12 protein-coding genes are annotated in these 25,193 nt (G+C 70.4%); 5 read left to right on the plus strand and 7 right to left on the minus strand.

Annotated features, from left to right (window positions below; translation table 11 throughout):
* Window positions 1–70: 70 nt before the first annotated feature.
* From ACYQ78_RS24595 to ACYQ78_RS24620, 6 genes are all read right to left on the minus strand, one after another.
* On the minus strand, window positions 71–958 hold the full coding sequence (locus ACYQ78_RS24595) for a GNAT family N-acetyltransferase (protein ID WP_459803253.1): 888 nt from the start codon (window positions 956–958) through the stop codon (window positions 71–73).
* Window positions 959–1,070: 112 nt separating this feature from the next.
* On the minus strand, window positions 1,071–3,689 hold the full coding sequence (locus ACYQ78_RS24600; protein ID WP_459803254.1) for a glycoside hydrolase family 3 C-terminal domain-containing protein: 2,619 nt from the start codon (window positions 3,687–3,689) through the stop codon (window positions 1,071–1,073).
* Between the two features lie 80 nt (window positions 3,690–3,769).
* Window positions 3,770–6,805: a non-ribosomal peptide synthetase gene (locus ACYQ78_RS24605; RefSeq protein WP_459803255.1), complete on the minus strand. Its 3,036-nt coding sequence runs from the start codon at window positions 6,803–6,805 to the stop codon at window positions 3,770–3,772.
* Window positions 6,802–8,040: a glycosyltransferase gene (locus tag ACYQ78_RS24610; RefSeq protein ID WP_459803256.1), complete on the minus strand. Its 1,239-nt coding sequence runs from the start codon at window positions 8,038–8,040 to the stop codon at window positions 6,802–6,804. Before ACYQ78_RS24610 ends, ACYQ78_RS24605 begins: the two co-directional genes overlap by 4 nt.
* The gene (locus ACYQ78_RS24615) at window positions 8,028–8,348 is read right to left on the minus strand and encodes an acyl carrier protein (RefSeq protein ID WP_459803257.1); all 321 of its coding nucleotides are present in this window, start codon (window positions 8,346–8,348) and stop codon (window positions 8,028–8,030) included. Before ACYQ78_RS24615 ends, ACYQ78_RS24610 begins: the two co-directional genes overlap by 13 nt.
* The gene (locus tag ACYQ78_RS24620) at window positions 8,345–13,672 is read right to left on the minus strand and encodes a non-ribosomal peptide synthetase/MFS transporter (protein ID WP_459803258.1); all 5,328 of its coding nucleotides are present in this window, start codon (window positions 13,670–13,672) and stop codon (window positions 8,345–8,347) included. The genes ACYQ78_RS24615 and ACYQ78_RS24620 overlap by 4 nt, the downstream gene beginning before the upstream one ends.
* Before the next feature lie 517 nt (window positions 13,673–14,189).
* Between ACYQ78_RS24620 and ACYQ78_RS24625 the strand changes: the two genes are divergently transcribed.
* Together ACYQ78_RS24625 and ppgK are read left to right on the plus strand one after the other, a co-directional pair.
* Window positions 14,190–17,579, plus strand: a complete 3,390-nt coding sequence (locus ACYQ78_RS24625) for a discoidin domain-containing protein (protein ID WP_459803259.1) — start codon at window positions 14,190–14,192, stop codon at window positions 17,577–17,579.
* 282 nt (window positions 17,580–17,861) lie between these two features.
* Complete coding sequence (gene ppgK, locus ACYQ78_RS24630; protein ID WP_459803260.1) at window positions 17,862–19,130, plus strand: polyphosphate--glucose phosphotransferase; 1,269 nt, start codon at window positions 17,862–17,864, stop codon at window positions 19,128–19,130.
* 74 nt (window positions 19,131–19,204) lie between these two features.
* On the opposite strand, the gene ACYQ78_RS24635 is transcribed toward ppgK, so the two are convergent.
* Complete coding sequence (locus ACYQ78_RS24635) at window positions 19,205–20,104, minus strand: diacylglycerol/lipid kinase family protein (RefSeq protein ID WP_459803261.1); 900 nt, start codon at window positions 20,102–20,104, stop codon at window positions 19,205–19,207.
* Window positions 20,105–20,206: 102 nt separating this feature from the next.
* On the opposite strand from ACYQ78_RS24635, the gene ACYQ78_RS24640 reads away from it, so the two are divergent.
* From ACYQ78_RS24640 to ACYQ78_RS24650, 3 genes are read left to right on the plus strand one after another with little or no spacing between them, the layout of a single operon-like run.
* Complete coding sequence (locus ACYQ78_RS24640; protein ID WP_459803262.1) at window positions 20,207–20,662, plus strand: winged helix-turn-helix domain-containing protein; 456 nt, start codon at window positions 20,207–20,209, stop codon at window positions 20,660–20,662.
* A gap of 47 nt (window positions 20,663–20,709) precedes the next feature.
* Window positions 20,710–24,543: an ATP-dependent RNA helicase HrpA gene (hrpA, locus tag ACYQ78_RS24645; RefSeq protein WP_459803263.1), complete on the plus strand. Its 3,834-nt coding sequence runs from the start codon at window positions 20,710–20,712 to the stop codon at window positions 24,541–24,543.
* Window positions 24,540–25,190, plus strand: a complete 651-nt coding sequence (locus ACYQ78_RS24650) for an HAD family hydrolase (RefSeq protein ID WP_459803264.1) — start codon at window positions 24,540–24,542, stop codon at window positions 25,188–25,190. The genes hrpA and ACYQ78_RS24650 overlap by 4 nt, the downstream gene beginning before the upstream one ends.
* Window positions 25,191–25,193 lie beyond the last annotated feature (3 nt).

Here is a 25,193-nt window from a genome sequence, read left to right on the forward strand (position 1 = left end):
AACACGCGGTTTACATGGGCGGATTCACAACGCGAGCCACAGCCGGCCTGCGGCCGTCTGAGCCTCGCTTTCACATAGGTCGCGACCAGACCGTGTCGACCTGGTGCTCGATGGTGACGTATCCCGCCTTGGCGAAGGCGCGGGCCATCGGGACGTTGGTGACGTCGGTGCTGGCCCGGATCCTGGGAACGTCGTTTCCCGCCAGGATCCGCGTCCCCTCGGCGAGGAGCTGGGCGACCAGGCCCTTGCCGCGATGGGCCGGGACGACGCCGATGTAGGCGATGATCGGGTTGTAGGCGTTCCTGGCCGGGATGACGAAGCCGACCGGCTCGCCGCCGACGACCCCGACCCGCCACCACTCGCGCGGGGACCGGTAGAGGTCGAGCTCCTCGTCGTACTGGGCCTCGGCCTGTTCCCGCGGGGTCATGGTCTCCAGCTCCTTGACCGTGTGGGCGTCGAGGCTGCCCTCGACGACCCGCGCCATCAGGCCGACCAGCTCGTCGCGGCCCGCCGGTTCGCGGAACTCCAGCGTGGTGGGGGCGATGGGCGTGCCGGGACGCCATTCGAGGCGGAGCCGTTCGACCAGGGGCCGGGCGCCGGTGCTCTCCAGGGTCTCCAGCCAGGTGGTGTCGTGGTCCCGCCAGTCGGGCGGGACGAACCGCAGGAACGGCGGCGGGGTGCCGTCGGCGACCTGCGGGATCGCCGTCTCCAGCAACGCCCGGCCGGTCTCGGGGTCGGCGAGGTCGAAGACGTCCATGAGCAGGGGCTTCTCGGTGCCGTCGCGGCCCCACCAGGCGGCGCGGGCGACCGGGACGCCGTCGCGGAGCGCGAGCCACATCCAGTCGAGGCGGCGGCGACCGGCCTCGAGGTCGGCGTCGAACTCCGCGTTCAGCGACGAGGGGAAGGTACGGAAAAGGTCAAGTTCGTGCAGGCCCTTCAGGGGCCGGATGTCGAGCATGGGCTTCCTTTACGGATGCGCCCGGTCACTCCTCGCCCTGCCGGGAGGAACCGGGCACGGTGTTGTCAGACATGATCGATCCCTCCTTTCTTCCGGCCCCTAGGAATACCGGTCACCCCGATGGGGACGCAACGCATTTAAGCCGCAGATCGACCACCGACCGTCCGGCGTGCACCACGAACTCCCCTTCTTCCGTACGCCACCCGTCACCCTCCCAGTGCTGGAAGGCCCTCCTGGGGAGCTCGACGACGACCTCCCTGGCCTCCCCGGGCTCGGCGCGCACGACCGCGAACCCGGCCAGCCACCGGTGCGGCCGCCCGACCCCCGACCCCGGCTTCGAGAGATAGACCTGCACGACCTCCCGCCCCGCGCGCTCGCCCGTGTTCCTGACCCTGACCCGCACCCGGTCGTGGTCGGCGGTCAGATCCTCGTAGGACCACGTCGTGTAGCCGAGCCCGTGCCCGAACCAGTAGCTGGGCGAGCGGTCACTGGTCAGCCACCCGCGATGCCCGACGTCGAGCCCTTCGGCATAGATGACCTGCCCTTGCACGGGCGCCGCCCCCACGAGCGGGACGTCGCTCCAGGTCGTCGGCAGCCTGCCCCCCGGCTCCCTGTTTCCGGTCAGCACGTCGGCGACCCCGTGCCCGCCCTGCTGACCCGGGAACCAGCAGAGCAGCACCGCGCCGGCCTCATCACGCCACGGCATCGCGACCGGCCCGCCCGAGTTCACGACCACCACCGTCTTCTGTACGGCGGCCACGGCCTTCACCAGGTCGTCCTGCCTGCCGGGAAGACCGAGGTCGGTGCGGTCGCGGGCCTCGCCCTCGATCTCCTCGGTGGTCCCGACCACGACGATCGCCACATCGGCGCCCCGGGCGGCGTCGACCGCCTGCCGGATGGCCGCGTCGTCGTCGAGCCGGGGCGGATCGGCGGCCAGCACACACGCCCGCCCGGAGTGCGGCTCGATCGCCCTGGTGCCGGTGACCAGCACTTCCGCGCCTTCTTCGAGCCAGACGAGCGCATGCCGGAACGGCGGCTTCAGGTGGACGGTGGCCGGGTCGTCACTGTCACAGGGGACGTGGGTGTCGAGGATCCGCTGCCCGTTCACGGAGAGGGTCAGCCGTCCCCATCCCGCGATGGACAGCCGCCAATGTCCCGAAATTTCGGGACGCAGGAAGGAGCTGATCTCAACGGTCCGCGTGCCCTCCACGACGGAAGGCTCCGGCAGCCACCCTGTCCGCCGATCCTCGACGAACAGCTCCTCGCCGTCGTCCCCCAGCATCCGCACCCAGACGTCGTCGACCGGCGCGGGCTCGTCGTGGACGTCGACCCCTTGGGCGTAGACCAGATCAGGCGCCACCTGCCTGAGCCCGTCGAGAATCGAGACCACACCGGAGGGATACACCCCCGCGCTTCCGCCGCCCTGGATCCGCGTCCGCGCCGCATGCGCCCCGATGACCGCGATCCGCGGCGTGCCCAGCGGCAACACCCCGCCGTCGTTCTTCAGCAGCACACACGAATCCGCCACCACCTGCCGGAGCAACGCCAGCTCGGCGGGATCGTTCTGCGAGTCGGACTGAGGCACCATGTCGGCCGCTTCGGGAGCAACCCCACCCCGGGCCCGCTGCACCCTCTCGGCCAAGGACATCGAGGAACCGGTGCCCACCCGCACGATGTCGTCGGCCACCTGCTGAACCTTCGCGACCTGCTCGGCGGTCTCCTGCGGAAGCTCGCCGCACGCCTGCTGAACCTTCGCGACCAGGGGCATCGAAGTCACCGGCGCGTGCTCCACCCGTTCGGCCAGGGGCGTGGAGGCAGCCCCGTCGTCGGGCTGTCGTGATCGCTCGTGCGCGATTCGGCCATGGGCCGGGGGAGTGGTCAGGGTGGCCGGCGGCATCGTCGTGGGCGACGCGGTTTCCCGGGCGCCGGCGCGGACGCGTTCGGCCAGGACCCGCAATCGGGCGATCTTGTCGTGGATGATCGCCTCGGGGACCGTTCCGTTGCGGATGGCCTCTCGCAAGGGGTCGCCCCAGAAGTCGTTGGGGCCCGGCATCGCGAGGTCCTGGCCCGACAGGGCCGCAGCCTCGGTCGAGCGGACGCCGCCCCAGTCGGAGACGACCACGCCCTCGAAGCCCCACTCCGTCTTCAGCGGCTCGCGGAGCAGGGGGTTCTCCGTCATCAGCGCGCCGTTGACCTGGTTGTACGCCGACATCACCACCCACACCCCCGCCGCCACCGCCGCCTCGAACGGCGCCAGGTAGACCTCCCGCAGGACCCGGGCGGCGATGAGCGAGTCGTAGGTCATCCGCTCGGTCTCGGCCTCGTTGCCCACGTAGTGCTTGGCGGTGGCGGCGACCCCCCGCGACTGCACGCCGCGGATATAGGCGGCCCCGACCAGCCCCGTCAGCAGGGGGTCTTCGGAGAAGCACTCGAAGTGGCGCCCCCCGAGCGGGGAGCGGTGCAGGTTCACGTTCGGGGCGAGCAGCACGTCGACGCCCTTGCGGCGGGCCTCCGTGCCGAGGAGGGCGCCGAGGTCTCGTACGAGAGCGAGATCCCAGGTCGCCGCCAATGCGGTTGGGGAGGGCAGGACGAGCGAGGTGCGCCGCTCGTCCCAGCCGGGGCCGCGCACCCCGACCGGGCCGTCGGACAGGACGAGTTCGGGTAACCCGAGGAGGGGTTCCGAAGCGGTCCGCCATACCGACGACCCGGACAACAGCCGGACGAAGTCCACAGATCCCTCCACGACTTAGGTGGTTTGGAGAGCGCTCTCCATTGAAGGGATCCGAGACGTGCCCTGTCAATCCACCAAACTCAATCCACCAGGCGCGCGGCCTCCTCCTCGGTGAGCCCGTCGAGCTCCTCGGTCAGCAGGTCCTCGATGGTCCTGGCCAGCTCTTCGACCGTCCGGCGCAGGAACAGATAACGGATCGGCACGTCGAGATCGATGATCGCCCGGATCCGGGCCGCCACCCGTACCGCGATGAGGGAGTGACCGCCGACGGCGAAGAAGTCGTCGAGGGCGCCGACCCGGTCGAGGCCGAGGACCTCCCGCCAGATGTCGGCCACCAGCCGTTCGGCGTCGGTGCGCGGCTCGACGAACGCGGCGCCGCTCTCGGCCACCGGGTCGGGCAGCGCCTTGCGGTCGACCTTGCCGCTGATCGTCATCGGCATCGCGGCCAGGCGGGTCCAGAGCGCCGGCATCATGTACGCCGGAAGCACCGTCTCCAGATGGTCGCGCAGGTCACCGAGGTCGGCCGCGCCCACGATGTAGCCCACGAGGATGTCGCCCCGCGCGGTCACCGCCGCCTGGTCGACGCCCGGACACGTGAGGATCGCCGCCTCGACCTCGCCCGGTTCGACCCGGAAGCCGCGGACCTTGACCTGGTTGTCCATCCGGCCCAGGAACTCCAGGTTCCCGTCGAAGCCCCACCGGGCCCGGTCGCCGGTCCGGTAGACGCGCTCGCCCTCGAACTCGACGAACCGCTCGGCGGTCAGTTCGGGGCGGACGTGGTAGCCGTCGGCCACCCCGGCGCCGCCGATGAGCAGCTCCCCGGCCACGAACGTCGGCGCCACCCCACCGGCCCGGTCGGCGATGTAGCAGGTGGTGTTGGCGATCGGCCGCCCGATCCTCGGCTCCTCGCCGGTTTCGGTGACCTCCCAGGTCGTCGACCAGATGGTGGTCTCGGTGGGGCCGTACACGTTGACAAGGCGGCCGAGTCGCGGCCGCAGCTCGCGCGACAGCTCCTCGGGCAGCGTCTCGCCGCCGACCAGCCCGGTGATCGCCCGGTCGGTGAACCCGGCCTCGATGAGCACCCGCCAGCCCGACGGGGTCGACTGGATGTGGGTGATCCCGGCGTCCCTGATCAGCTTGGTCTGCGCGGCGCCGTCGACCGCGACGTCCCGCCCGGCGATGACGGCCCTGCCACCGCCGACGAGCGGCAGATAGAGCTCCAGCGCCGAGATGTCGAACGACACCGACGACAGCACCAGCCAGACCTGTCCGGGCTCAGAACCGAACAGATCGGCCATCCCGGCCAGGAAGTTCGCCAGCGCCGAGTGGCGGATGACGACCCCCTTCGGGCGGCCGGTGGAACCCGAGGTGTAGAGCGTGTACGCGTGATCGTCCGGCCCCGGCGGGAACCCCTCGACCGGCTCGGCCCGCAGCGCCTCCGAGACCAGGACCACCTCGAAGCCGCCGGGCAGCCGCTCGGCCGGGCCCTCGTCCGCCAGCACCACGACCGCGCCCGAGTCCTCCAGCATGTACTGGATGCGGGCGGGCGGATTGTCGGGGTCGATCGGCAGGTACGCCGCCCCCGACCGCATCACGCCCAGCAGCGCGGGCAGCACCCGCACCGACCGGTCGACGCAGACCGCGACCACGGAGCCCCGCCGGTCGCCGAGCCGCCCCGCGATCCGGGACGCCGCCTCGTCGAGCTCCCGGTAGGTGAGCGACGACGCGCCGTCGGAGAAGGCCACCGCGTCGGGCGTCCGGGCGACCTGGTCGGCGAACAGTTCCGGCAGCGGCGCCGTCAGAGGCCGCGACGTCGCGTTCCACGTCGTGACCAGCGTCTCCCGCTCCTCGGACGTCATGAGGGGGAGCCGCGAGACCGGCAGCGCCGGGTCGTCGGCGATGCCGTGCAGCAGCACCCGCCAGCGTTCGAACAGCGCCCGCACCGTCGGCTCGTCGAACAGGTCGGTGTCGTAGCGGACCACGGTCACCAGGTCCCTGCTGTCGTCACCGGCCCAGAAGACGTCGACCGCGACGTCGCAGCCCACCCACTTCCACCCGTGCGGGAACGGGGTCGCCGTCAGCCCGGAGAAGCGCTGCTCGCGCTCCAGCTCGCCCGGGTGCAGGGTGAGCGTGGTCTGGTAGAACGGCGTGACGCTCAGGTCGCGGCCGATGTCGAGCTCCTCGACGAGCCGCTCGAACGGCACCCGCCGCCGCGACAGCGCCCCCAGCAGGGCGGCCATCGTGCCGCGCAGGAACTTCTGGAACGGCGGGTCACCCGACAGGTCGCCGCGCAGCACCAGCATCCCCGACAGGCCCGCCACCAGCGCGTGGGCCTCCTCGGTGTCCCGCCCGCCGTCGGGGACGCCGACGGTCACGTCGTCCTGGCCGGAGTGCCGCGACAGCAGCACCTGGTAGGAAGCCAGCAGCAGCGCGAACAGCGTGCAGCGCGAGACGCGGGCCACCTCGGAGAGCCGGGAGACCAGCGCCGCCGGGATCCGGAACGCGATCTCGTCGCCGTGCCCGATGCGCTCGGCCGGGCGGGGCCGGTCGGCGGGCAGCTCCAGGGTCGGCGGGTCGGCCAGGCGCTCCCGCCAGTAGGCCAGCTCCTTCGGGTCGATCTCCGGCGCCTGGGCGGCGTGCTCCCTGGCGGTGATCTTCAGCGGGTCGGGTTCGCCGCCGCCGTAGAAGATCGCGAGGTCGTCCATGAGCACGTCCAGCGACCAGCCGTCGGCGATGATGTGGTGCGTCACCAGCACCAGCACGTGGCGCTCGGGCGCGAGCCCGACCACCGCCACCCGGAACGGCAGGTCGGAGACGAGGTCGAACGGCCGGTTGGTCCGCTCGGCGACCAGCCTCTCCGCCTCTTCCGTGGACGACGCCCGCAGCCACTCCACCTCGACCGGCGCGGCCGGTTCGACGACGAGCGCGGGCCGCCCGTCGACGGCGGGGAAGCGGGTCCGCAGCGTCTCGTGCCGCCGGGCCAGCGCGGTCAGCGCCCCTTCGAGCGCGACCGGGTCGAGCGGCCCGGTCAGCAGCCGCACCCGGTGCAGGTTGAAGGCGGCGTCCTCGGGGTCGAACTGCTGGAGGAACCAGGTGCGTAACTGGGCCGGCGTCATGCCGCATCTCCTGAACGCAGTCGGCGGGCGAGCGCCAGGCGCTCCTCCCGGGTGAGCAGATGTCGGGCCGAATAGGGCGTCGTGCTCCCGGCCAGCCTCTCGATGGCCTCGGCCGCCGAGGCGAGCCCGCCGTCTTCTTCGACGGTGACGCGTGGCCCGGTGAGCGCGGTCTTGAGCAGCGTCGCGGCCTCGTCGGCGGACCACCGCTGCTCGGGCAGCCACGACCCGAGCCCGGCCGCCGCGACGCGGGCCCCGTTCTCGGCCCGGTCGAACCCGTGGGCCAGCACGACCTGGGGCGTCCCCGAGGTGGCCGCCCTGATCAGGGTGCCGATGCCGCCGTGGTGCAGAATCGCCCCCACTCTCGGTACGACCCGGGCGAACGGCAGCCCCGGGAACCAGCGCATGCCGTCGGGCAATGTCTCCGGCACGAGATCGCGGTGCCGCACGGCCAGCAGCGCGGGCCGCCCGACCGCCCGGCACGCCTCGATCGCGACCTCGTAGAACCGGCCGTGCAGCATCCGCCCGGTGCCGCCGGTGACCAGGACGGTGCCCCGGTCGAGCAGCTCCTCCGCCTCCGGCGGCAGATCATGATCACTGGACGAGTCCCCGAGCGGCGCCCCGGTGAGCGTCACCCGCTTGGGCGCCGGAGTCCCCGCCTTGTCGAACCACGACGGCCAGAGCGCCACGTCGAGGTGGGCCGAGGCGAACCAGGCGGCCCAGTCCCGCACGGGCGGCAGCCCGATCCCCGCGCGGACCCCGTCGAGGGGATCGGCCATCGTCTTCGCGTACGTGTGCGCGATGCCGCGCTCCGACATGTACTGGATCGGCGTCACCGCGACCCACGCCGCCGGGGCGTCGAGCGCCTCGGCCGCGAACAGTGTCGAGATCGCGGTCGTGTGCCGCCCGACCAGGATGGTCTCGCCCGGAACGTAGCGTTCCATCGTGTGCCGGGTCTCGAACGCGATCTGCTCGAACAGCCCGTTGGCCTCGTAGTAGGCCCGCCACCGGTCGAGGCCCGCGCCCAGCAGCGGGGGAGTGTCCGCCAGGTTCGCGTCGTACGCCTCGGCCGTGTCGATCGCCGTGAACTCCAGGCCCTCGCGTTCGGCCAGGTCGCGGAACGGCGCGTGGGTGAGCAGCTCGACCGCGTGACCACGGTCGCGCAGCGCCCGCCCGAGGGCCACGAACGGCAGCACGTCACCATGGCTGCCGTGCGTGGACATGATCACTCGTGCCACGAGCGGTCTCCCATGAGCGCCTTGATCTCGCCGCTCGGCAGGGCGTCGACCTCGGCGAGCAGCGCGTCGACGTCCTCGCCCTCCTCGTCGAGGACCTCCTGGATGGCCCGTGCCGCCCCGGACGCGGTCAGGTCGCCCGCGAACAGCACCTCGATCGGCAGCACGACGCCGAACTCGCTCTCCACCCGGGCTAAGAACTGCACCATCGAGAGCGACTGACCGCCGAGGTCGAAGAAGTCGTCGTCCGGTGAGGTGACCGGAACTCCGAGAATCTCGCCCCAGAGCCGCATGACCCGCTCTTCGTTCACTTTTCCTCCGTGCTGTGTGCTTTTGCATGAAGTGCTGCGAATCCCAGGACATCGTCAGGGATGGCGTCCGGAACCTCCAGATCGAAATTCCATATCCGCCGCATCCGTGTACCGACGATGACCGTCGCCGCCATGACCAGCGCGAACAGGACGTACATGAGAGCGATCCCACGCCCGTCGCCGGTCCCGATGATCACTCCAATTGTGCTGGCCAAAGCACCGTCATCCGCCATCAGCGGCTCGAAGACCGCAGTTCCATACGGGGCGAGAAGCCCATAACCGATCGGCAGTGTCGAAAAGGCCACAAGCTGGTTCAGCGCGAAGACCCGGCCGTGGAACCGCTGCGGAACCTTGACCTGGATGATCGTGTTGTAGATCCCGTTCAGCACGGTCAGCGAGGCGAACATCCCGAACACGCCGATCGCGATCACGACCAGGTTCTCGCGCACCCCGATCACCAGCGCGAAGCACGACAGCGCCAGCGTCGCGAGCAGCTGACCCCGCAGCCTGAGCCGGCGCGGCCCGCCCCAGAACGTCATGGCCAGGCCGCCGAGGAACACCCCGAGCCCGCCGAAGAACGTCACCCGGCCCACGTCGCCCATCCCGGCGAAGCTGAGCACCAGCGGCGAGACCAGCAGGAACAGCGGCGACATGAACAGGTTGACCACCGCGAAGAACAGCAGCATCCGCCGGATGCCCAGGTGCCCCCACGTGTAGCGGAACCCCTCGGCCATCTCCTTGAGCACGCTCTCGCGCCGCTTCCACGCCATCGTCTTCGGGAACCGGATGATCGCCAGGATCAGGATCGCCACGGCGTAGCTGACGACGTCGATGAGCAGGATCCCGCCGAGCCCGACCACGGCCAGCAACCCGGCCGCGACCAGCGGAACCACGAGCTGGGCGACCCCGGTGGCCATCCCGACGACGCCGTTGGCATGCCCGAGGAACCGTTTCGGCACGAGCTGCGGAATGGCCGAGGCGTAGGCGACCCGCTGGAGGGTGAGCGCGATCGAGAGCGTGACGAGCAACGGGTAGATATGCCAGATCTGTATGGTTCCAGTCCAGACCAGGATCCCGAGCCCGAGCTGCGTGCTCCCCGCCGCGACGTCGGCGCACAGCAGCACGGTCCGCCGGTTGAACCGGTCGACGACCGCCCCCGCGAGAGGCGCCGCGAGCAGCCCCGGGACGAGCGCCAGCACCGAGAACAGCGCGAAGTTCGCGAGCGACCCGGTCTCCAGGTAGATCCAGAGCGGGATGGCGAACTCGGTCAGCGCCGACCCGGTCATCGACACGAGCTGCCCGGCCGCGAGCACGAGGAACCGCCGCAGGCTGGGCGCGGGCCCGATCGAACCGGGCATCCCCGCCGACCGATCCGGCGGAGTGCCGTCGGTACCCATGTGGGAGACACCCTCCACCCACCAGGTCCCCGACTTCTCCGACGGCTCCAGGTCGGTGTGGACGGTGGTCACGATGGTGGCGAGTTCTTCGGCCCGATATTTCAGGAAATAGTGCGCCGCCTCGTCCAAGACCACACAGGCGGTCGTCGCGGACAGGCAGTGCCATTCGCGGAAGCGTTCCTGGTAGAACTCCATGACCGGGTCGCGTTCCCCGGCCACCGCGATCACCGGGGCCGACAGCGGGGCCGCGCCCTCCTCGAAGAGGCGGGCGAAGTAGCGTTCCGCCTCGCGGGTGCCGTGGCGCCGGTTCCTGACGATGAGCTCCAGTTCGGCCTGGTCGAACTCGGCGACGTCGAGGCCCGCGGCCACCAGGCCGTTGATGCGCGACTGGTCGCTGCCGTGCTCCTCCAGCCACTCGCCGACCTTGGCGAACAGGCTTCTTGGACGGGTGAAGGGGAACGTCCCGCCGAGGTAGATCGCCTCGGCCGGGCGCCCGGCCTCCTCGAGTCTGCGGGCGATGGAGGAGACGATCGTGGTGCCCGCGCCGCAGTGGCCGTACAGGACCATGGGGCCCTCGACGGTGGCGAGGATCTCGGCGGCGGCGCGCTCGGCGACCTCCTCGAAGGGCTGGGTGTCCTCGCCGAGCTCGTTGCCCGGGACGGCGAGTGAGTGGAGCGCCCAGTCGGCCGGCATCGCGTCGGCGAGCGGCTTGAACACGACCGCGCTGCCACCGCCGTAGGGCACGCAGACCAGCGACTTCGTCACCGCGCGGGCGGGGGTCAGCCGGTGCAGCAGGCCGCCGGAGCCCGGCGCCGAGCGGGCCAGGTCGCGCACGGTCGGATGGGTGAACAGCTGCATCAGCGTGATCGGGTGGCCCGCCTTGCGCATCCGGGCCACGACCTGCATGGCGAGTAGCGAATGGCCGCCGAGGTCGAAGAAGTCGTCGGTCACGCCGACCCGCTCCAGCCCCAGCACGGCGGCCCAGATCGCCGCGATCGTGCTCTCGGCCTCCGTCTCGGGCTCGGCCAGGCCGGTCGCCGGCGGCTCGTCGGCGGCCGGGAGCGCCGCGCGGTCGACCTTGCCGTGCGACTTGAACGGCAGCGCGTCGAGCCACACCCACCGCGCCGGGACCATGTAGTCGGGCAGCCGCTCCTTCGCCCAGGCCCGCAGGTCGGCGCCCTGGACCCCGACCAGGTAGGCGACCAGCCGCTGGTCGCGCAGCTCCACCACCGCCTGGGTGACGTCGGGGTGCTCGGCGAGCACCGTCTCGACCTCGCTCAGCTCGACCCGGTAGCCCCGGATCTTGACCTGGAGGTCCCGCCGGCCGAGGAACTGGAGCACCCCGTCGCGGGTCCATCGGCCCAGGTCACCGGTCTGGTAGACGCGGGAGCCGGGCGGCCCGTAGGGGTCGGGCAGGAACTTCTCCGCCGTGAGGCCGGGCTTGCCGAGATAGCCCCGCGCGAGCCGGTCGCCACCCAGATAGATCTCCCCGGTCACCCCGGCGGGCACCGGCCGCATGTGCTCGTCGAGGACATAGACCCGCGCGCCTGGCAGAGGGCGGCCGATAGGGGTGGTCGTCTGCGCGGCCTGAACGGTCGAGGCCCCGGAAGCGCCACCCGACGATGGGGAGGCCGGCCGTGAAGGGGCGGGGACCTCGAAGGTGGTCATGCCCACCGTGGCCTCGGTGGGGCCGTAGTGGTTGATCACCCGGCAGTGTCCGGCCAGCTCACTCGCCCAGCCGAGGGTCGAGGCCTCGCCGCCCAGGATGAGCAGCTCCTTCGGGAGTTCGACGTCGAGGGCGGCCAGATGGGAGGGCGTCATCTTCAGGTAGTCGGGGCGGACCGGCCACGGGTCGGTCGACTTCGGCGGGATCAGGTGCAGTGTGCCGCCGGTCATCAGCGACAGGTAGAAGATCGTCACCCCGAAGTCGAAGGCCAGCGACTGCGGCAGCGCGAAGACCTTCCCCTCCTCGATCCCGAACCGCTCCCGCACCCCGGACAGGTAGGTCAGCACCTCCCGGTGCTGCACCGCCACGCCCTTGGGCCGCCCGGTCGTCCCCGAGGTGTAGATCACGTAGGCGAGGTCCTCGGGTGTGACCTCGGTATCCGGAGGCCGCAGAGAGAAGGCATCCTCGGCCGGAAGATCGACGTGGCCGGAGTCCGAACCGGCCGCCTCCAGCTGGAATCCGCCAAGTCCGGAAAAGTCGGTGTGAGTGCGGACTTCTATGGTTCCGCCGGGCAGCGGGCGGCCGGTGATCGAGACGCGGACACCCGAGTCGCGGAGCAGGTAGGCCAGCCGGTCGTCCGGCTGCTCCGGGTCCAGCGGCACATAGGCGGCCCCGGCCTTCAGCACCCCGAGGAGCGCGACCGCCAGCCCCGTCGACTGTTCCAGGCAGACCGCCACGCGGTCGCCGGGGCGTACACCCAAGGACCGGAGCCCGTGGGCCAGGCGGTTGGAGCGGCGGTCCAGTTCCGTGTACGACACCACATCGCCCCCGAACACCACCGCCGGGGCGTCGACGACCGGCAGGAGTTCGTGCAGCAGCCGGGCGGAGAGAGGCAGGGCCGGGGCGGCGACACCGAGGGCCAGCACCTCGGCGGCGTCCGGGACCCAGGCCACCTGCGACAGCGGAGTCCCGGGCGCGGAGTGCAGGACCGTCGTCAGCGATTCGGTCAGCCGGGCGACCGTGTCGAGGTGGAACAGGTCGGGGTTGTAGATGACCAGCCCGTCGTCCTCCCACAGGTAGAAGGCCAGGTCGAAGCGGCTGACCGTCACCTCGGGGTGGAAGGCCGACACCTCCAGGCCGCGCCCGACCGGCGGCGCGTAGTTCTGCACCGCCAGCAGCACCTGGAACACCGCCGAGCGGCTCACGTCACGCTCGACCTTGAGCTCGCCGACCAGCAGGTCGAACGGCACCTGCTGGTGGGCGTAGGCGTCGAGGCAGGAGTCGCGGACCCGGACCAGGAACTCCTCGAACGTCAGGTCCCCCGACAGGTCGGCCCGCATCGCCAGCGTGTTGACGAACATCCCCGCCAGCGGTTCGAGCTCCGGCAGGTCCCGCCCGCCGACCGGGGAGCCGATCGCGAAGTCGCGCTGGCCCGACCACTTGCCGAGGGTGATCTGGAGCGCGGCCAGCAGCGCCATGTAGGGCGTCACGCCCAGGTCGGCGAAGCGCGCCAGCAGATCGGGGTCGAGCGAGAAGCGGTGGCCGCGCCCGGTGGTCGTCTGCTCGGCCGGGCGGGGCAGGTCGAGCGGGAGCTCCAGCGGCGGCACCCCGGCCAGGTGGGTGCGCCAGTAGGCGAGGTCGCCGGTGTGGTCGCGGGTGCGTTCCCACAGGGCGTAGTCGCCGTACTGGATCGGCAGCGGGTCGAGCGCGTCGCCCGCGTGCAGGGTCAGCAGCTCGCGCAGCAGGATCTCGCCCGACCAGCCGTCGGTGACCGCGTGGTGGGCGGCCATCAGCAGCACGTGGTCGCCGGGGGCGAGCCGGACGAGCAGGACCCGGAGCAGCCCTCCGGCCGACAGGTCGAACGGCCGGGCCAGGGTCGCGGTGAACAGCTCCCGGGCGGTCCGCTCGTCGGGCGCCGACGTGAACGTGAACTCGGTCGACGGCTCCTCGTCGACGACCACCTCGGGGATCCCGTCGTCGGAGGCGAGGAAGCGCATGCGCAGGCTCTCGTGCCGCCGGGACACCTCGGTCACCGCGTCGGCGAACGCCCTCTCGTCGAGGTCGCCGGTGAGGCGGGCGGTGAAGGGGATCGTGTACGCCGTCGTCCCGGCCCGGTAGTGCTCCAGGAACCAGAGGCGCTCCTGCGCGTGGGACAGCGGCGGGGTCGTGCCGGGAGATCGTGGAGCGATGGTCTCGGCGACCGTCCGGCGCTGCAGCCGGCGGGCGAGAAGTGCCTGTTTGGCCGGGGAGAGACTGGTCAACAGATGGCTCCGGATTCGTAGGCCTGTCTTGGCGGCGGATTCACAGCGCGAACCACGACCGGCCTCCGGCCGTCCGCGTCTCGCTTCGCGGACAGCACGAGCCAACGCGCCCCGCGACCGCTTGGGAGCGCTCCCACTACGCCCTCCTGTGAGGCTATGGACGCGTTTTCTGAGGGGTCAAGGAAAAGGCGATATTTCATTACGTTTCATGACATCGCGGTAACGGCCTGCAGTTTCACCCCCGATTCCCGCCCGGCACTTGACAGCCCGAAGCCGGTGCGCAGGTCGTCAGATCCGGTCTTACCGCAGGTCAATGTGGGTGTTTCCGGTACGCGCCCCATGCGATGGAGAGCGCTCTCCACCTGCGTGGATCCACCCTCGCGACCCCGTCAGGTGTTTCCGGGGTGTTTCCCCGAGGGGGATTGGGCCCTTGACACCTGTCAGCACCCCAAGCGAGTCTCTTGTTTTGGAGAGCGCTCTCCAACCGTGAAGCCCCTTCACCCCCCAAGGAGCGGCCGTGTCCCGCTTAGGCCTGTTCATCGCCACCCTGGTCGCGCTCCTCGCGACCGGGCTGGCCGTCACCCCACCGGCGGCGGCCGCCGACCCGCCGATCTCGCAGGGCAAGCCCGCGACCGCCTCCTCATCGGAAGGCGCGTTCCTCCCCGGCGCGGCCTTCGACGGCGACCTCACCACCCGGTGGGCGTCCAACTTCAGTGACCCGCAGTGGATCCAGGCCGACCTCGGCACCACGCAGCAGATCACCCAGGTCGTCCTCCACTGGGAGGCCGCCTACGGCCGCGCCTTCACCATCCAGACCAGCGACAACGGCACGACCTGGACCAATGTCTACTCGACCACCACCGGCACCGGCGGCGTGCAGACCCTCGCGGTGACCGGCTCGGGGCGCTACGTGCGGCTGAACGGCACCCAGCGCGGCACCGGTTACGGCTACTCGCTCTGGGAGTTCCAGGTCTTCGGCCCCGGGGGAACCACCAACCCGGGTGGCACCTGCGGAACCACGAACGTCGCCCAGGGCAAGACCGCCACCGCCTCCAGCCTGGAGAACGCCGGCACTCCGGCGAGCGCCGCGTTCGACGGCTCGGCGACCACCCGGTGGTCCAGCGCCTACAGCGACCCGCAGTGGCTCCAGGTCGACCTGGGCTCGGCACTGCCGGTCTGCAAGGTGACGCTGACCTGGGAGGGGGCCTACGCGACCGCGTACAAGATCCAGTCGAGCACCAACGGCACGACCTGGGCCGACCTCCACAGCACCACGACCGGCACCGGCGGCACCCAGACGATCAACGTCAGCGGCACCGGCCGCTACCTCCGCATGTACGGCACCGCGCGCAACTCCGGCTGGGGCTACAGCCTCTGGGAGATGGCCGTCTACTCCGGCGGCGGCACCCAGGAACCGGAGGAGCCCGAGGAGCCGGGCGACTGGACCGAGGTCTGGCGTGACGACTTCACCGGCGGCGCCGGAACCTCCCCGAGCGCGGCCAACTGGCTGCTGCGCACCGGCACCCAGTACCCCGGCGGCGCCGCCAACTGGGGCACCGGCGAGGTCGAGACGATGAGCGCCTCCACCGCGAACGTCGCCCTCAACGGCCAGGGCTTCCTGGAGATCAAGGCCCTGCGCGACGGCGCCGGAGCCTGGACCTCCGGCCGGGTCGAGACCCAGCGCACCGACTTCGCCCCGCTGCCCGGCCAGATGCTCCGCTTCAGCGCCCGCCTCAAGCAGCCCGACGTCGCCAACGCCCTCGGCTACTGGCCCGGCTTCCGTGCCACCGGAGCCGCATACCGGGGCAACTACAACAACTGGCCCGGTGTCGGCGAGACCGACATCATGACCAACGTCAACGGCCGCAGCCAGCTCGCCCAGACCCTCCACTGCGGCACCGCGCCGCAGGGCGTCTGCAACGAGTACGACGGCCGGACCAGCGGTTTCGCCTCGTGTACGGGCTGCCAGACCGGCTACCACGACTACGCGCAGGTCATCGACCGCACCAAGACCGACGAGGAGATCCGGTTCTACCTCGACGGCCGGCAGACCTGGGTCATCAGGGAGTCCCAGGTCGGTGTGGCGGCCTGGCAGGCGGCCCTTCATCACGGGTTCTACCTGCGCTTCGACCTGGCCATCGGCGGTTCGCTGCCGAACGCGCTGGCCGGTCAGACGACCCCGACGGCCGCGACCACGCCGGGGGGCGTGCTGAGCGTCGACTGGGTCCAGGTCGCCCGCCAGACCGGTACGACCCCGCCCGCCATGACCGACCCCGCGACCCCGGCGGGCCCCTCGGTCGTGCGGGTCACCGGCACCCAGGGCAACTGGCAGCTCCAGGTGAACGGCCAGCCGTGGGAGGTCAAGGGCCTCACCTACGGCCCGCCGCAGGGCGCCGGTGACGGCTACATGCGCGACCTGAAGAACATGGGCGTCAACACGATCCGCATCTGGGGCGTCGACGACGCCACCCCGGCGCTGCTCGACAAGGCCGCCCAGCACGGCATGAAGGTGATCGTCGGCCACTGGCTCAACCAGGGCGCCGACTACGTGAACGACACGGCCTACAAGACCGCGGTGAAGGCCGAGATCGTGGCCCGGGTGAACGCGCTGAAGGGCCGCCAGGGCGTTCTGATGTGGGACGTCGGCAACGAGGTCATCCTCACCATGCAGGACCACGGCCTGCCGGCCGCGACCGTCGAGGCGCGCCGGATCGCCTACGCCCAGTTCGTGAACGAGGTCGCGGTGGCCATCAAGGCGGCCGACCCGAACCACCCGGTGACCTCGACCGACGCGTACACCTTCGCGTGGACCTACTACAAGGCCCACTCGCCCGCCCTCGACCTGCTGGCGGTCAACTCCTACGGCGCCATCCACACCGTCCGCACCGACTGGATCGCCGGCAACTACACCAAGCCCTACATCGTCACCGAGGCCGGACCCGACGGCGAGTGGGAGGTCCCCAACGACGTCAACGGGGTGCCGACCGAGCCGACCGACCTGCAGAAACGCGACATGTACACGGCCAGCTACAACGCCATCCACGGCCACACCGGCGTCGCCCTGGGCGCCACCCAGTTCCACTACGGCCTGGAGAACGACTTCGGCGGCGTCTGGCTCAACACCCTCACGGGCGGCTGGCGGCGGCACGGCTACCACTCGCTGAAGAAGGCGTACACGGGCGTGGCCTCGGCGAACACCCCGCCGGAGATCAACTCGATGACCGTGCAGAACCAGACGGCGGTGCCCGCCGGTTCGCAGTTCGTCGTCGAGACCAACACGACCGACCCGAACGGCGACCTGATCCGCTACAACCTGATGTTCTCCAACAAGCACGTCAACGGGAACCGCGGCTTCGACCACGTGCGCTTCACCGAGACGGCCCCCGGCCGGTTCTCGGTGACGGCGCCGCAGGCCATGGGCGTCTGGAAGGTGTACGTGTACGCCTACGACGGCCACGGCAACGTCGGCATCGAGACGAAGTCGTTCCGCGTCACCCCGCCCACCGCGCCCGGCACCAACGTGGCCGTCGGCAAGACCACCACCGCGTCGACCTTCCAGGCGACCGGCGACGGCGGCCCGTTCAACGCCGCGCGGGCGACCGACGGCAGCTACACGAGCCGCTGGGCCAGTGAGTGGGCCGACCCGCAGTGGATCCAGGTCGACCTGGGCTCCAACCAGGCGGTCAAGCACGTGCAGCTGGCCTGGGAGGGGGCGTTCGGGAAGTCGTACCGGATCCTGACCAGCACCAACGGAACCACGTGGACCGAGTCGTACGCGACCACCACGGGTGACGGCGGCTTCGACAGCCTGAACCTGACGGCGACCGCCCGGTACGTGCGGGTGGAGATGACGCAGCGCGGCACACCGTGGGGCTACTCACTCTGGGAGTTCGGGGTGTACGTCTAGGCCCCGCCCCGAGGGGAACCGCCGGGTCGGCGCCCGGCGGTTTCCCCCGGGAATGGTCAAGCCCGTTCCCGGAATCGATCGACCCCGGATCGGGGGGAGCGGCGCTGAGGGAAGGTGAACCGACCGACCGCGCCGTCACCGGAAACCTCGTGCCCGACGAGAAAACCACGCTTCCCGCGTCTTCGCGGAAAAGTGCGTGACCGGCCGCGCGGTGTCCGTTACCCGAGACGGAGGCGCTGGTATGGGGGAATGACGGTGTTACTTCCGGGTAACGCTCCGAGTATGAACGTTCTCGGCATCGACATCGGCGGCTCCGGAATCAAGGGCGCGCCCGTTGACACGAAAACGGGCGAACTCATGGCGGAGCGCCTGCGAATCCCGACCCCGCAGCCGGCCACGCCGAAGGCGATCGCGGAGGTCGTATCCCTGGTCGTCGACCACTTCAAGTGGACCGGCCCGGTGGGAATCACCTTCCCGGGGGTGGTGGTCGACGGAGAGATCCGTTCGGCCGCGAACGTCGACAAGTCGTGGATCGGCGTCAACGCCCAGAAGCTCTTCGGCAAGAAACTCAAGAGCGTCATGGTCATCAACGACGCCGACGCCGCCGGCATGGCGGAGATGGCGTTCGGCGCCGGAAAGAACAACCAGGGCGTCGTCCTGGTCCTCACCATCGGCACCGGCATCGGCAGCGCCCTGTTCATGGGCGGAAAGCTGGTGCCCAACACCGAGTTCGGCCACCTCGAACTCAAGGGTAAGGAAGCCGAGTCGAGGGCGTCCGACGCCGCCCGCGACAAACGCGACATGTCATGGGACAAATACGCCAAGCGCATCGGTCAGTACCTGCGCCACATGGAAATGCTCTTCAGCCCGGCCCTGATGGTCCTCGGCGGTGGCATCAGCAAGAAGAGCGACAAGTACCTGCCGATGATCGACCTGCGGACCAAGGTCGTCCCGGCCAAGCTCCTGAACGAGGCCGGCATCATCGGCGCCGCGCTGGCCGCCGACTCGATGGGTGCGCCCACCCGTTCCCGCACCACCACGCGCCGTTCCACCACTGCCTCATCGCGGCCCCGCACCGCCCGCGCCACCACGGGTGCCACCCGCAGCGCCGCCCGCAGGACCACCACGAAGACCACCCCGAACCGGCGCTCGACCACGACCGGTGGCCGCAAGGCGGCGACGTCCGGCACGTCCCGCAGGACCGCCGCGACCGCCTCGACCCGCCGCACGCCGGCGAAGAGCCGGATCGCCACGTCGACCACCTACGGCACGTCCAAGAGCACGACGGGCCGCTCGACCACCGGCTCGACGGGGACCTCACGGACGCCGCGGACGTCGACGACCCGCTCGACGGGGACCTCTCGGACCTCGGCGGCACGCTCGAACGGATCCTCGCGGACCTCGTCGAGCCGCTCGACCGGGGCGTCGAAGTCCGGCGGCACCACGCGGTCGAACGCGCGCCGCACCGCCGGTTCCGCGGGCGGGACCACGCGGCGGACGGCGACGCCGTCGCGGCGGACGACCGGAGGTTCCCGCCGTATGAAGGGCTGACCTGGGGCCCGGGTCAACCGGCCGGGCCCTTATTACCCCAGGTCCCGGCCGCCCGGCCGGGACCTTTCCATTGTTCAGGCCGACTTCGCGTAGGGCGCCGCGTCCGGAACGCAGAAGGTGATCGCCTTGGGGACGACCTTCACCTTGAGCTTGGTGGCCCGTCCCCGGGCGCCGCCGTCCATCTCGTACGTGGTGGGCGCCGCGAACCGGACCGTCACCTTCTTCGCCCGGGTGATGCGCAGGAACGGCGACTCGTCGGAGCGTCCCGACGACATCTGGCCGAGGGTCCGCGCCCACTCGATCGGCCCCTTGGCCGTCGACACGCCGACCTCCAGCCACCCGTCGTCGGGTTTGGCGTCGTCGAAGGCCTCGATGCCGCCGCCGACCGTGCCGACGTTCCCGAACAGCACGCAGCTCGCGTCGCCCTCGAACCAGCGCTCGCCGTCGAGGTCGACGCGGGTGGCGACCACGCTGGAACCGGCGTGCCGCAGGCCCGTCCACCAGTAGGCGAACTTGCCCATCCGCTCCTTCAGCCCCCGGTCGGCGTCGGCGATCATCTCGGCGTCGAACCCGGCCCCGGCCATCACGGCGAAGTGCTCGCCGTTGAGTTTGCCGAGGTCGAGCCGCTCGCGCCGCCCGTGGAACCCGATGCGGACGGCCTCGTCGAGGTCGGTGGGGACGCCCAGGTTGTGGGCGAGCAGGTTGGCCGTCCCGGCGGGCAGGATGGCGACCGCGGCCTTCGATCCGGCCAGCACGTCGACGCAGCGCTGCACGGTCCCGTCGCCGCCCCAGACGAAGACCAGTTCGGCCCCGTTCTTCAGGGCCTTCCTGGCCGCCTTGGGCGCCTTCTTGCTCTTCGGGACCTCGTACCAGAGCAGTTCACCGTCGTGGTGCTCGGCCAACAGCGACCGGAGCCGGTCGAGACCCCCGCCGAGCGTCTTCTTCTGATGCGCGACAACAGCGATCGTCTTCACGGAGGCCCGTGCTACCCCGCAGAAAGAGGGTCAGTCTTAACCCTTAATTCCTACTGGGATAGGTGGTATTGTTTCCTCCAACTACTAGGAAAGGGGACGACCATGACCCATGCGACTGTCATCGATCTCATGGCTCGCCAGCGCGACATCGCAGGAGCCGGAGCCGAGCCCGGCGAGGGCGCCGTGCTGGGTGTCATCCCCCTGCCCGAGACGGGAGCCTCGCTCGTGGTCGTCGGATACATCGTCGGCGCGACGGGCAAGCCGTCGCAGTCCACCGGTCAGCGTGAGGTCCAGATCGACCGCGAGAGCCGCACCGTCGTGGCCGACGGCGCCGAGATCGACCTGACCTACCGGGAGTTCGAGCTGCTCGACTACCTGGCCGCCGCGCCGGGCCGGGTCTACAACCGGCGCCAGCTGCTCGCCGCCGTGTGGGACCGCTACGACGACGCGGGGGCGCGGACGGTCGACGTCCACATCCTGAGACTGCGCCGCAAGCTGGGCCGGCACGCCGCGCGGATCGTCACGGTACGCAACGTGGGGTACAAGTACGCCGGTTAAAACCAGTGGCCGGAGGCCTGGGCGGGCTGCCTATCCTTGAGGATGGGATGAACACGCTCTCCGATCTCCAGACCCGCCTGTCCGGCCTCATGCTGCGCGACCAGCGCCGGTTGCGCCGTCGCGTCGACGGCGTGCGCAAGGTACGCGACCCGAAGGCACGCCAGAAGATTCTCACCGAGCTGTCGGGCGAGGTCGAGGCCGCGGAAACGCGGGTCGCGGCCCGCCGGGCGGCGCTGCCCGCGATCACCTACCCCGAGCAGCTGCCCGTCAGCCAGCGGCGCGACGACCTGCTCGAAGCCGTCCGCGACCACCAGGTCGTGATCGTCGCGGGCGAGACGGGGTCGGGCAAGACCACCCAGCTCCCCAAGATCTGCCTCGAACTCGGGCGGGGCGTGCAGGGCCAGATCGGCCACACGCAGCCGCGCCGCCTGGCCGCCCGCACCGTCGCCGAGCGCATCGCCGAAGAGCTGAACATCGAGCTCGGCGAGGCGGTCGGCTACAAGGTCAGGTTCACCGACAAGTCGAGCGACCACACCCTGGTCAAACTGATGACCGACGGCATCCTGCTGGCCGAGATGCAGACCGACCGCTTCCTGAGCCAGTACGACACCCTCATCATCGACGAGGCCCACGAGCGCAGCCTCAACATCGACTTCATCCTCGGCTACCTGAAACAGCTCCTGCCGAAGCGCCCCGACCTCAAGGTCATCATCACCTCGGCCACCATCGACCCCGAGCGCTTCTCGCGCCATTTCGGCGACGCCCCGATCGTCGAGGTCAGCGGCCGCACCTATCCGGTCGAGGTCCGCTACCGCCCCATCGACGACGATCAGGACGACCAGACCCAGGCCATCGTCGACGCCGTCGACGAGCTGGTGGCCGAGGGCCCCGGCGACATCCTGGTCTTCCTCAGCGGCGAACGCGAGATCCGCGACACCGCCGACGCGTTGAAGGGCCGCCGAGAGGAGGTGCTGCCGCTCTACGCCCGCCTGTCGGCCGCCGAGCAGCACCTGGTCTTCCAGCGGGGGTCGCGGCGCCGGATCGTCCTGTCGACCAACGTCGCCGAGACCTCGCTGACCGTGCCGGGCATCAAATACGTCATCGACCCCGGCAACGCCCGCATCTCCCGCTACAGCCACCGCCTGAAGGTGCAGCGGCTGCCGATCGAGGCGATCTCCCAGGCGTCGGCGAACCAGCGGAAGGGGCGGTGCGGCCGTACGAGCGACGGCATCTGCATCCGCCTCTACAGCGAAGAGGATTTCATCGGGCGCCCGGAGTTCACCGACCCCGAGATCCTGCGCACCAACCTGGCCAGCGTCATCCTCCAGATGACGAGCCTGGGCCTCGGCGACATCTCGGCGTTCCCGTTCGTCGAGCCGCCCGACCAGCGCCAGGTCAAAGACGGCGTGAACCTGCTCCAGGAGCTCGGCGCCCTCGACTCCGGCGGCCTCACCTCGATGGGCCGCAAGCTGGCCCAGCTCCCGGTCGACCCCCGCCTGGCCCGCATGATCCTGGAGGCGCAGACCAACGGCTGCGCCCGCGAAGTGATGATCATCACCGCCGCGCTGTCGATCCAGGACCCGCGCGAGAGACCCGCCGAGAAGCAGCAGGCCGCAGACGAGAAGCACCGTCGGTTCTCCGACAAGGAGTCCGACTTCATGACCTACCTGAACCTGTGGCGCTACCTGCGCGAACAGCAGAAGGAACTGTCGTCGGGCGCGTTCCGGAGATTGTGCAAGGCGGAATACCTCAACTACCTGCGCGTCCGCGAATGGCAGGACATCGACGCGCAGCTCCGCTCGGTCGCCCGCACTCTGGGCGTGGTGCTCAACACGGCCGACGCCGACCCGCAGCGGGTGCACCTGTCGCTGCTGTCGGGCCTGCTGTCCCACATCGGCGTGAAGGACGTCGCGAAGAAAGACCAGCCCGGCGGCCGCCGCCCGATGACCGAGTACATCGGCGCCAGGAACGCCCGCTTCGCCATCTTCCCCGGCTCGGCCCTGGCCCGGCAGCAGCCGCAGTGGGTCATGTCGGCCGAACTGGTGGAGACCTCCCGCCTGTGGGCGCGGGTCAACGCCAAGATCGAACCGGCCTGGGTCGAACCGCTCGCCCAGCACTTGGTCAAACGCACCTACAGCGAGCCCCACTGGGAAAAAGACCAGGCCGCCGTGGTCGCCTACGAGAAGGTCACCCTCTACGGCGTCCCGATCGTCACCGAGCGCAAGGTCAACTACGGCCGCATCGACCCCGAGCTCTCCCGCGAGCTGTTCATCCGCAACGCCCTGGTCGAGGGCGACTGGCGCACCCACCACCGCTTCTTCCACGAGAACCGCAAACTCCTCGCCGAAGCGGCCGAGCTGGAGGAGAAGGCCCGCCGCCGCGACATCGTCGTCGACGACGAGACCCTGTTCGACTTCTACGACCAGCGCATCCCCTCCGACGTGGTCTCGGGCGCCCACTTCGACGCGTGGTGGAAGAAGGAACCCGACAAGTCGTCGCTGACCTTCACCCCCGAGATGCTCGTCAACGAGAACTCGGGCGTCTCGGCCCGCGACTATCCCGACGCCGTCCGCCAGGGCGGCCACCGGATGAAGCTGACCTACCAGTTCGAACCCGGCACCGAGGCCGACGGCGTGACGGTGCACGTGCCGCTGTCGGTCCTCAACCAGGTGACCGACACGGGCCTCGACTGGCAGATCCCCGGCCTGCGCGAGGAGCTCGTGACGGCCCTGATCCGCTCGCTGCCCAAGCACATCCGCCGCAACTTCGTCCCCGCCCCGAACTACGCGAAGGCGGTGTTGGCCGAGGTCAAGCCGGGCAGCGAACCGCTGCTCGACGCCCTCGAGCGCGAGCTCTACCGGCAGACCGGCGTGAGCGTCCCCCGCGAGGCGTGGAACATCGACGCCCTGCCCGACCACCTGCGGGTCACCTACCGGGTCGTCGACGACAAACGCCACACGGTCGCCGAAGACAAGGACCTCCAGGGCCTCAAGCGCCGCCTGGCCCCGAAGATCCGCGAGACGCTGTCCGAGGCCGCCGACTCCCTGGAACAGGCCGGGGTCACCAAGTGGACCATCGGCACCCTCCCGAAGGTCTTCGAACAGGGCCGCCTCAAGGCCTACCCGGCCCTGACCGACCAGGGGACCTCGGTTTCCGTCCGCATGTACGAAACCGCGGAGGAACAGGAGCGCGCCATGTGGACCGGGACTCGCCGCCTGGTCCTGCTCAACGTGGTCTCACCGTCGAAGCAGATCCTGCGGGGCCTGTCGACGTCCGAGAAACTGTCCCTGTCGCGCAGCCCCCACGGGGGCGCGCCGGCCCTGTTCGACGACTGCGTCGCGTGCGCCGCCGACAAGCTCATCGCCGACGCGAAGGGCCCCGTGTGGGATGAGTTGTCCTTCACGTCCCTGCTCGACCAGGTCCGCGGAGACCTCTACGAAGTGACCTGGGAGACCGTGCTCCGGGTGGAGAAGGTGCTGGGCGTCTGGCATGCCGTCCAGAACAAACTGGCGGGCCCGCCCGACATCAAGACCGACATCGAAGACCAGCTGAAGTCCCTCATCCACACGGGCTTCGTGACGGAGACCGGCTACCGCCGCCTCCCCGACCTGCACCGCTACCTCCGCGCGGTCGAACGCCGCCTGGAGAAGCTTCCCGACGACGTCCACCGCGACCGCACCCTGATGCACCAGGTCCACGACCTGGAAGACGACTACCGCGACCTGGTGGCGAGCCTGCCCCCGGCCCGGCGGAACGCGGCGGCGGTGGGCGAGATCCGCTGGATGCTCGAAGAACTACGGGTGAGCTTCTTCGCCCAGACACTCGGCACCCCCACCCCGGTGTCGGAGAAACGCATCAGAAAGGCGATGGCCCAGCTATGACGATCCGCTCCGTGGTGCTCGACGTCGGCGAGACCCTGATCGACGAGTCGCGCATCTGGTGGCGCTGGGCCGAGCGCCTCGGCGTGACCCCGATGACGCTGATGGGCGTCCTGGGCGCGATGGCCGCCACCAACGGCTCCTACCGGGCCGCCTTCGAGATCGTCCGCCCGGGGTTCGACTTCGCGGGCGAACTGGCGGCCTGGGAGAAGGACGACCCCGACGGCCTGCGCGAGAACTTCGACGCCGACGACCTCTACCCCGACGTGCGGTCGTCGCTTTCCGCGATGCGCGACGCGGGCTACCAGGTGGTGATCGCCGGGAACCAGCCCATCCAGGCCTACACCCAGCTCGCCGCCATGGACCTGCCCCACGACGGCATCTACACGAGCGCTGGCTGGGGCGTCTCCAAGCCCGACCCGGTGTTCTTCGACAAGGTCCTCGCGGTGACCGGCCACGCCCCCGACGAGATCCTCTACGTGGGCGACCGCGTCGACAACGACGTGCTCCCGGCCCTGGCGGCGGGGATGCAGACGGCTTTGATCCGCCGCGGCCCCTGGGGCTTCCTGCACGCCCGCCGCGACGACGCCGCCAAGGCCGACATGATCGTCGACAGCCTCACCGAACTGGCCGAGCGGCTCGGGCGATGATTT

This window comes from Herbidospora sp. RD11066 (genome assembly GCF_054661255.1).

Excerpts from the sequence above, each read along its gene's own strand:
- ACYQ78_RS24640 (WP_459803262.1), top strand. The coding sequence starts at position 20,207 with ATGACCCATGCGACTGTCATCGATCTCATGGCTCGCCAGCGCGACATC.
- hrpA (WP_459803263.1), top strand. The coding sequence starts at position 20,710 with ATGAACACGCTCTCCGATCTCCAGACCCGCCTGTCCGGCCTCATGCTG.
- ACYQ78_RS24595 (WP_459803253.1), bottom strand. The coding sequence starts at position 958 with ATGCTCGACATCCGGCCCCTGAAGGGCCTGCACGAACTTGACCTTTTC.
- ACYQ78_RS24650 (WP_459803264.1), top strand. The coding sequence starts at position 24,540 with ATGACGATCCGCTCCGTGGTGCTCGACGTCGGCGAGACCCTGATCGAC.
- ppgK (WP_459803260.1), top strand. The coding sequence starts at position 17,862 with ATGAACGTTCTCGGCATCGACATCGGCGGCTCCGGAATCAAGGGCGCG.
- ACYQ78_RS24605 (WP_459803255.1), bottom strand. The coding sequence starts at position 6,805 with ATGACGCCGGCCCAGTTACGCACCTGGTTCCTCCAGCAGTTCGACCCC.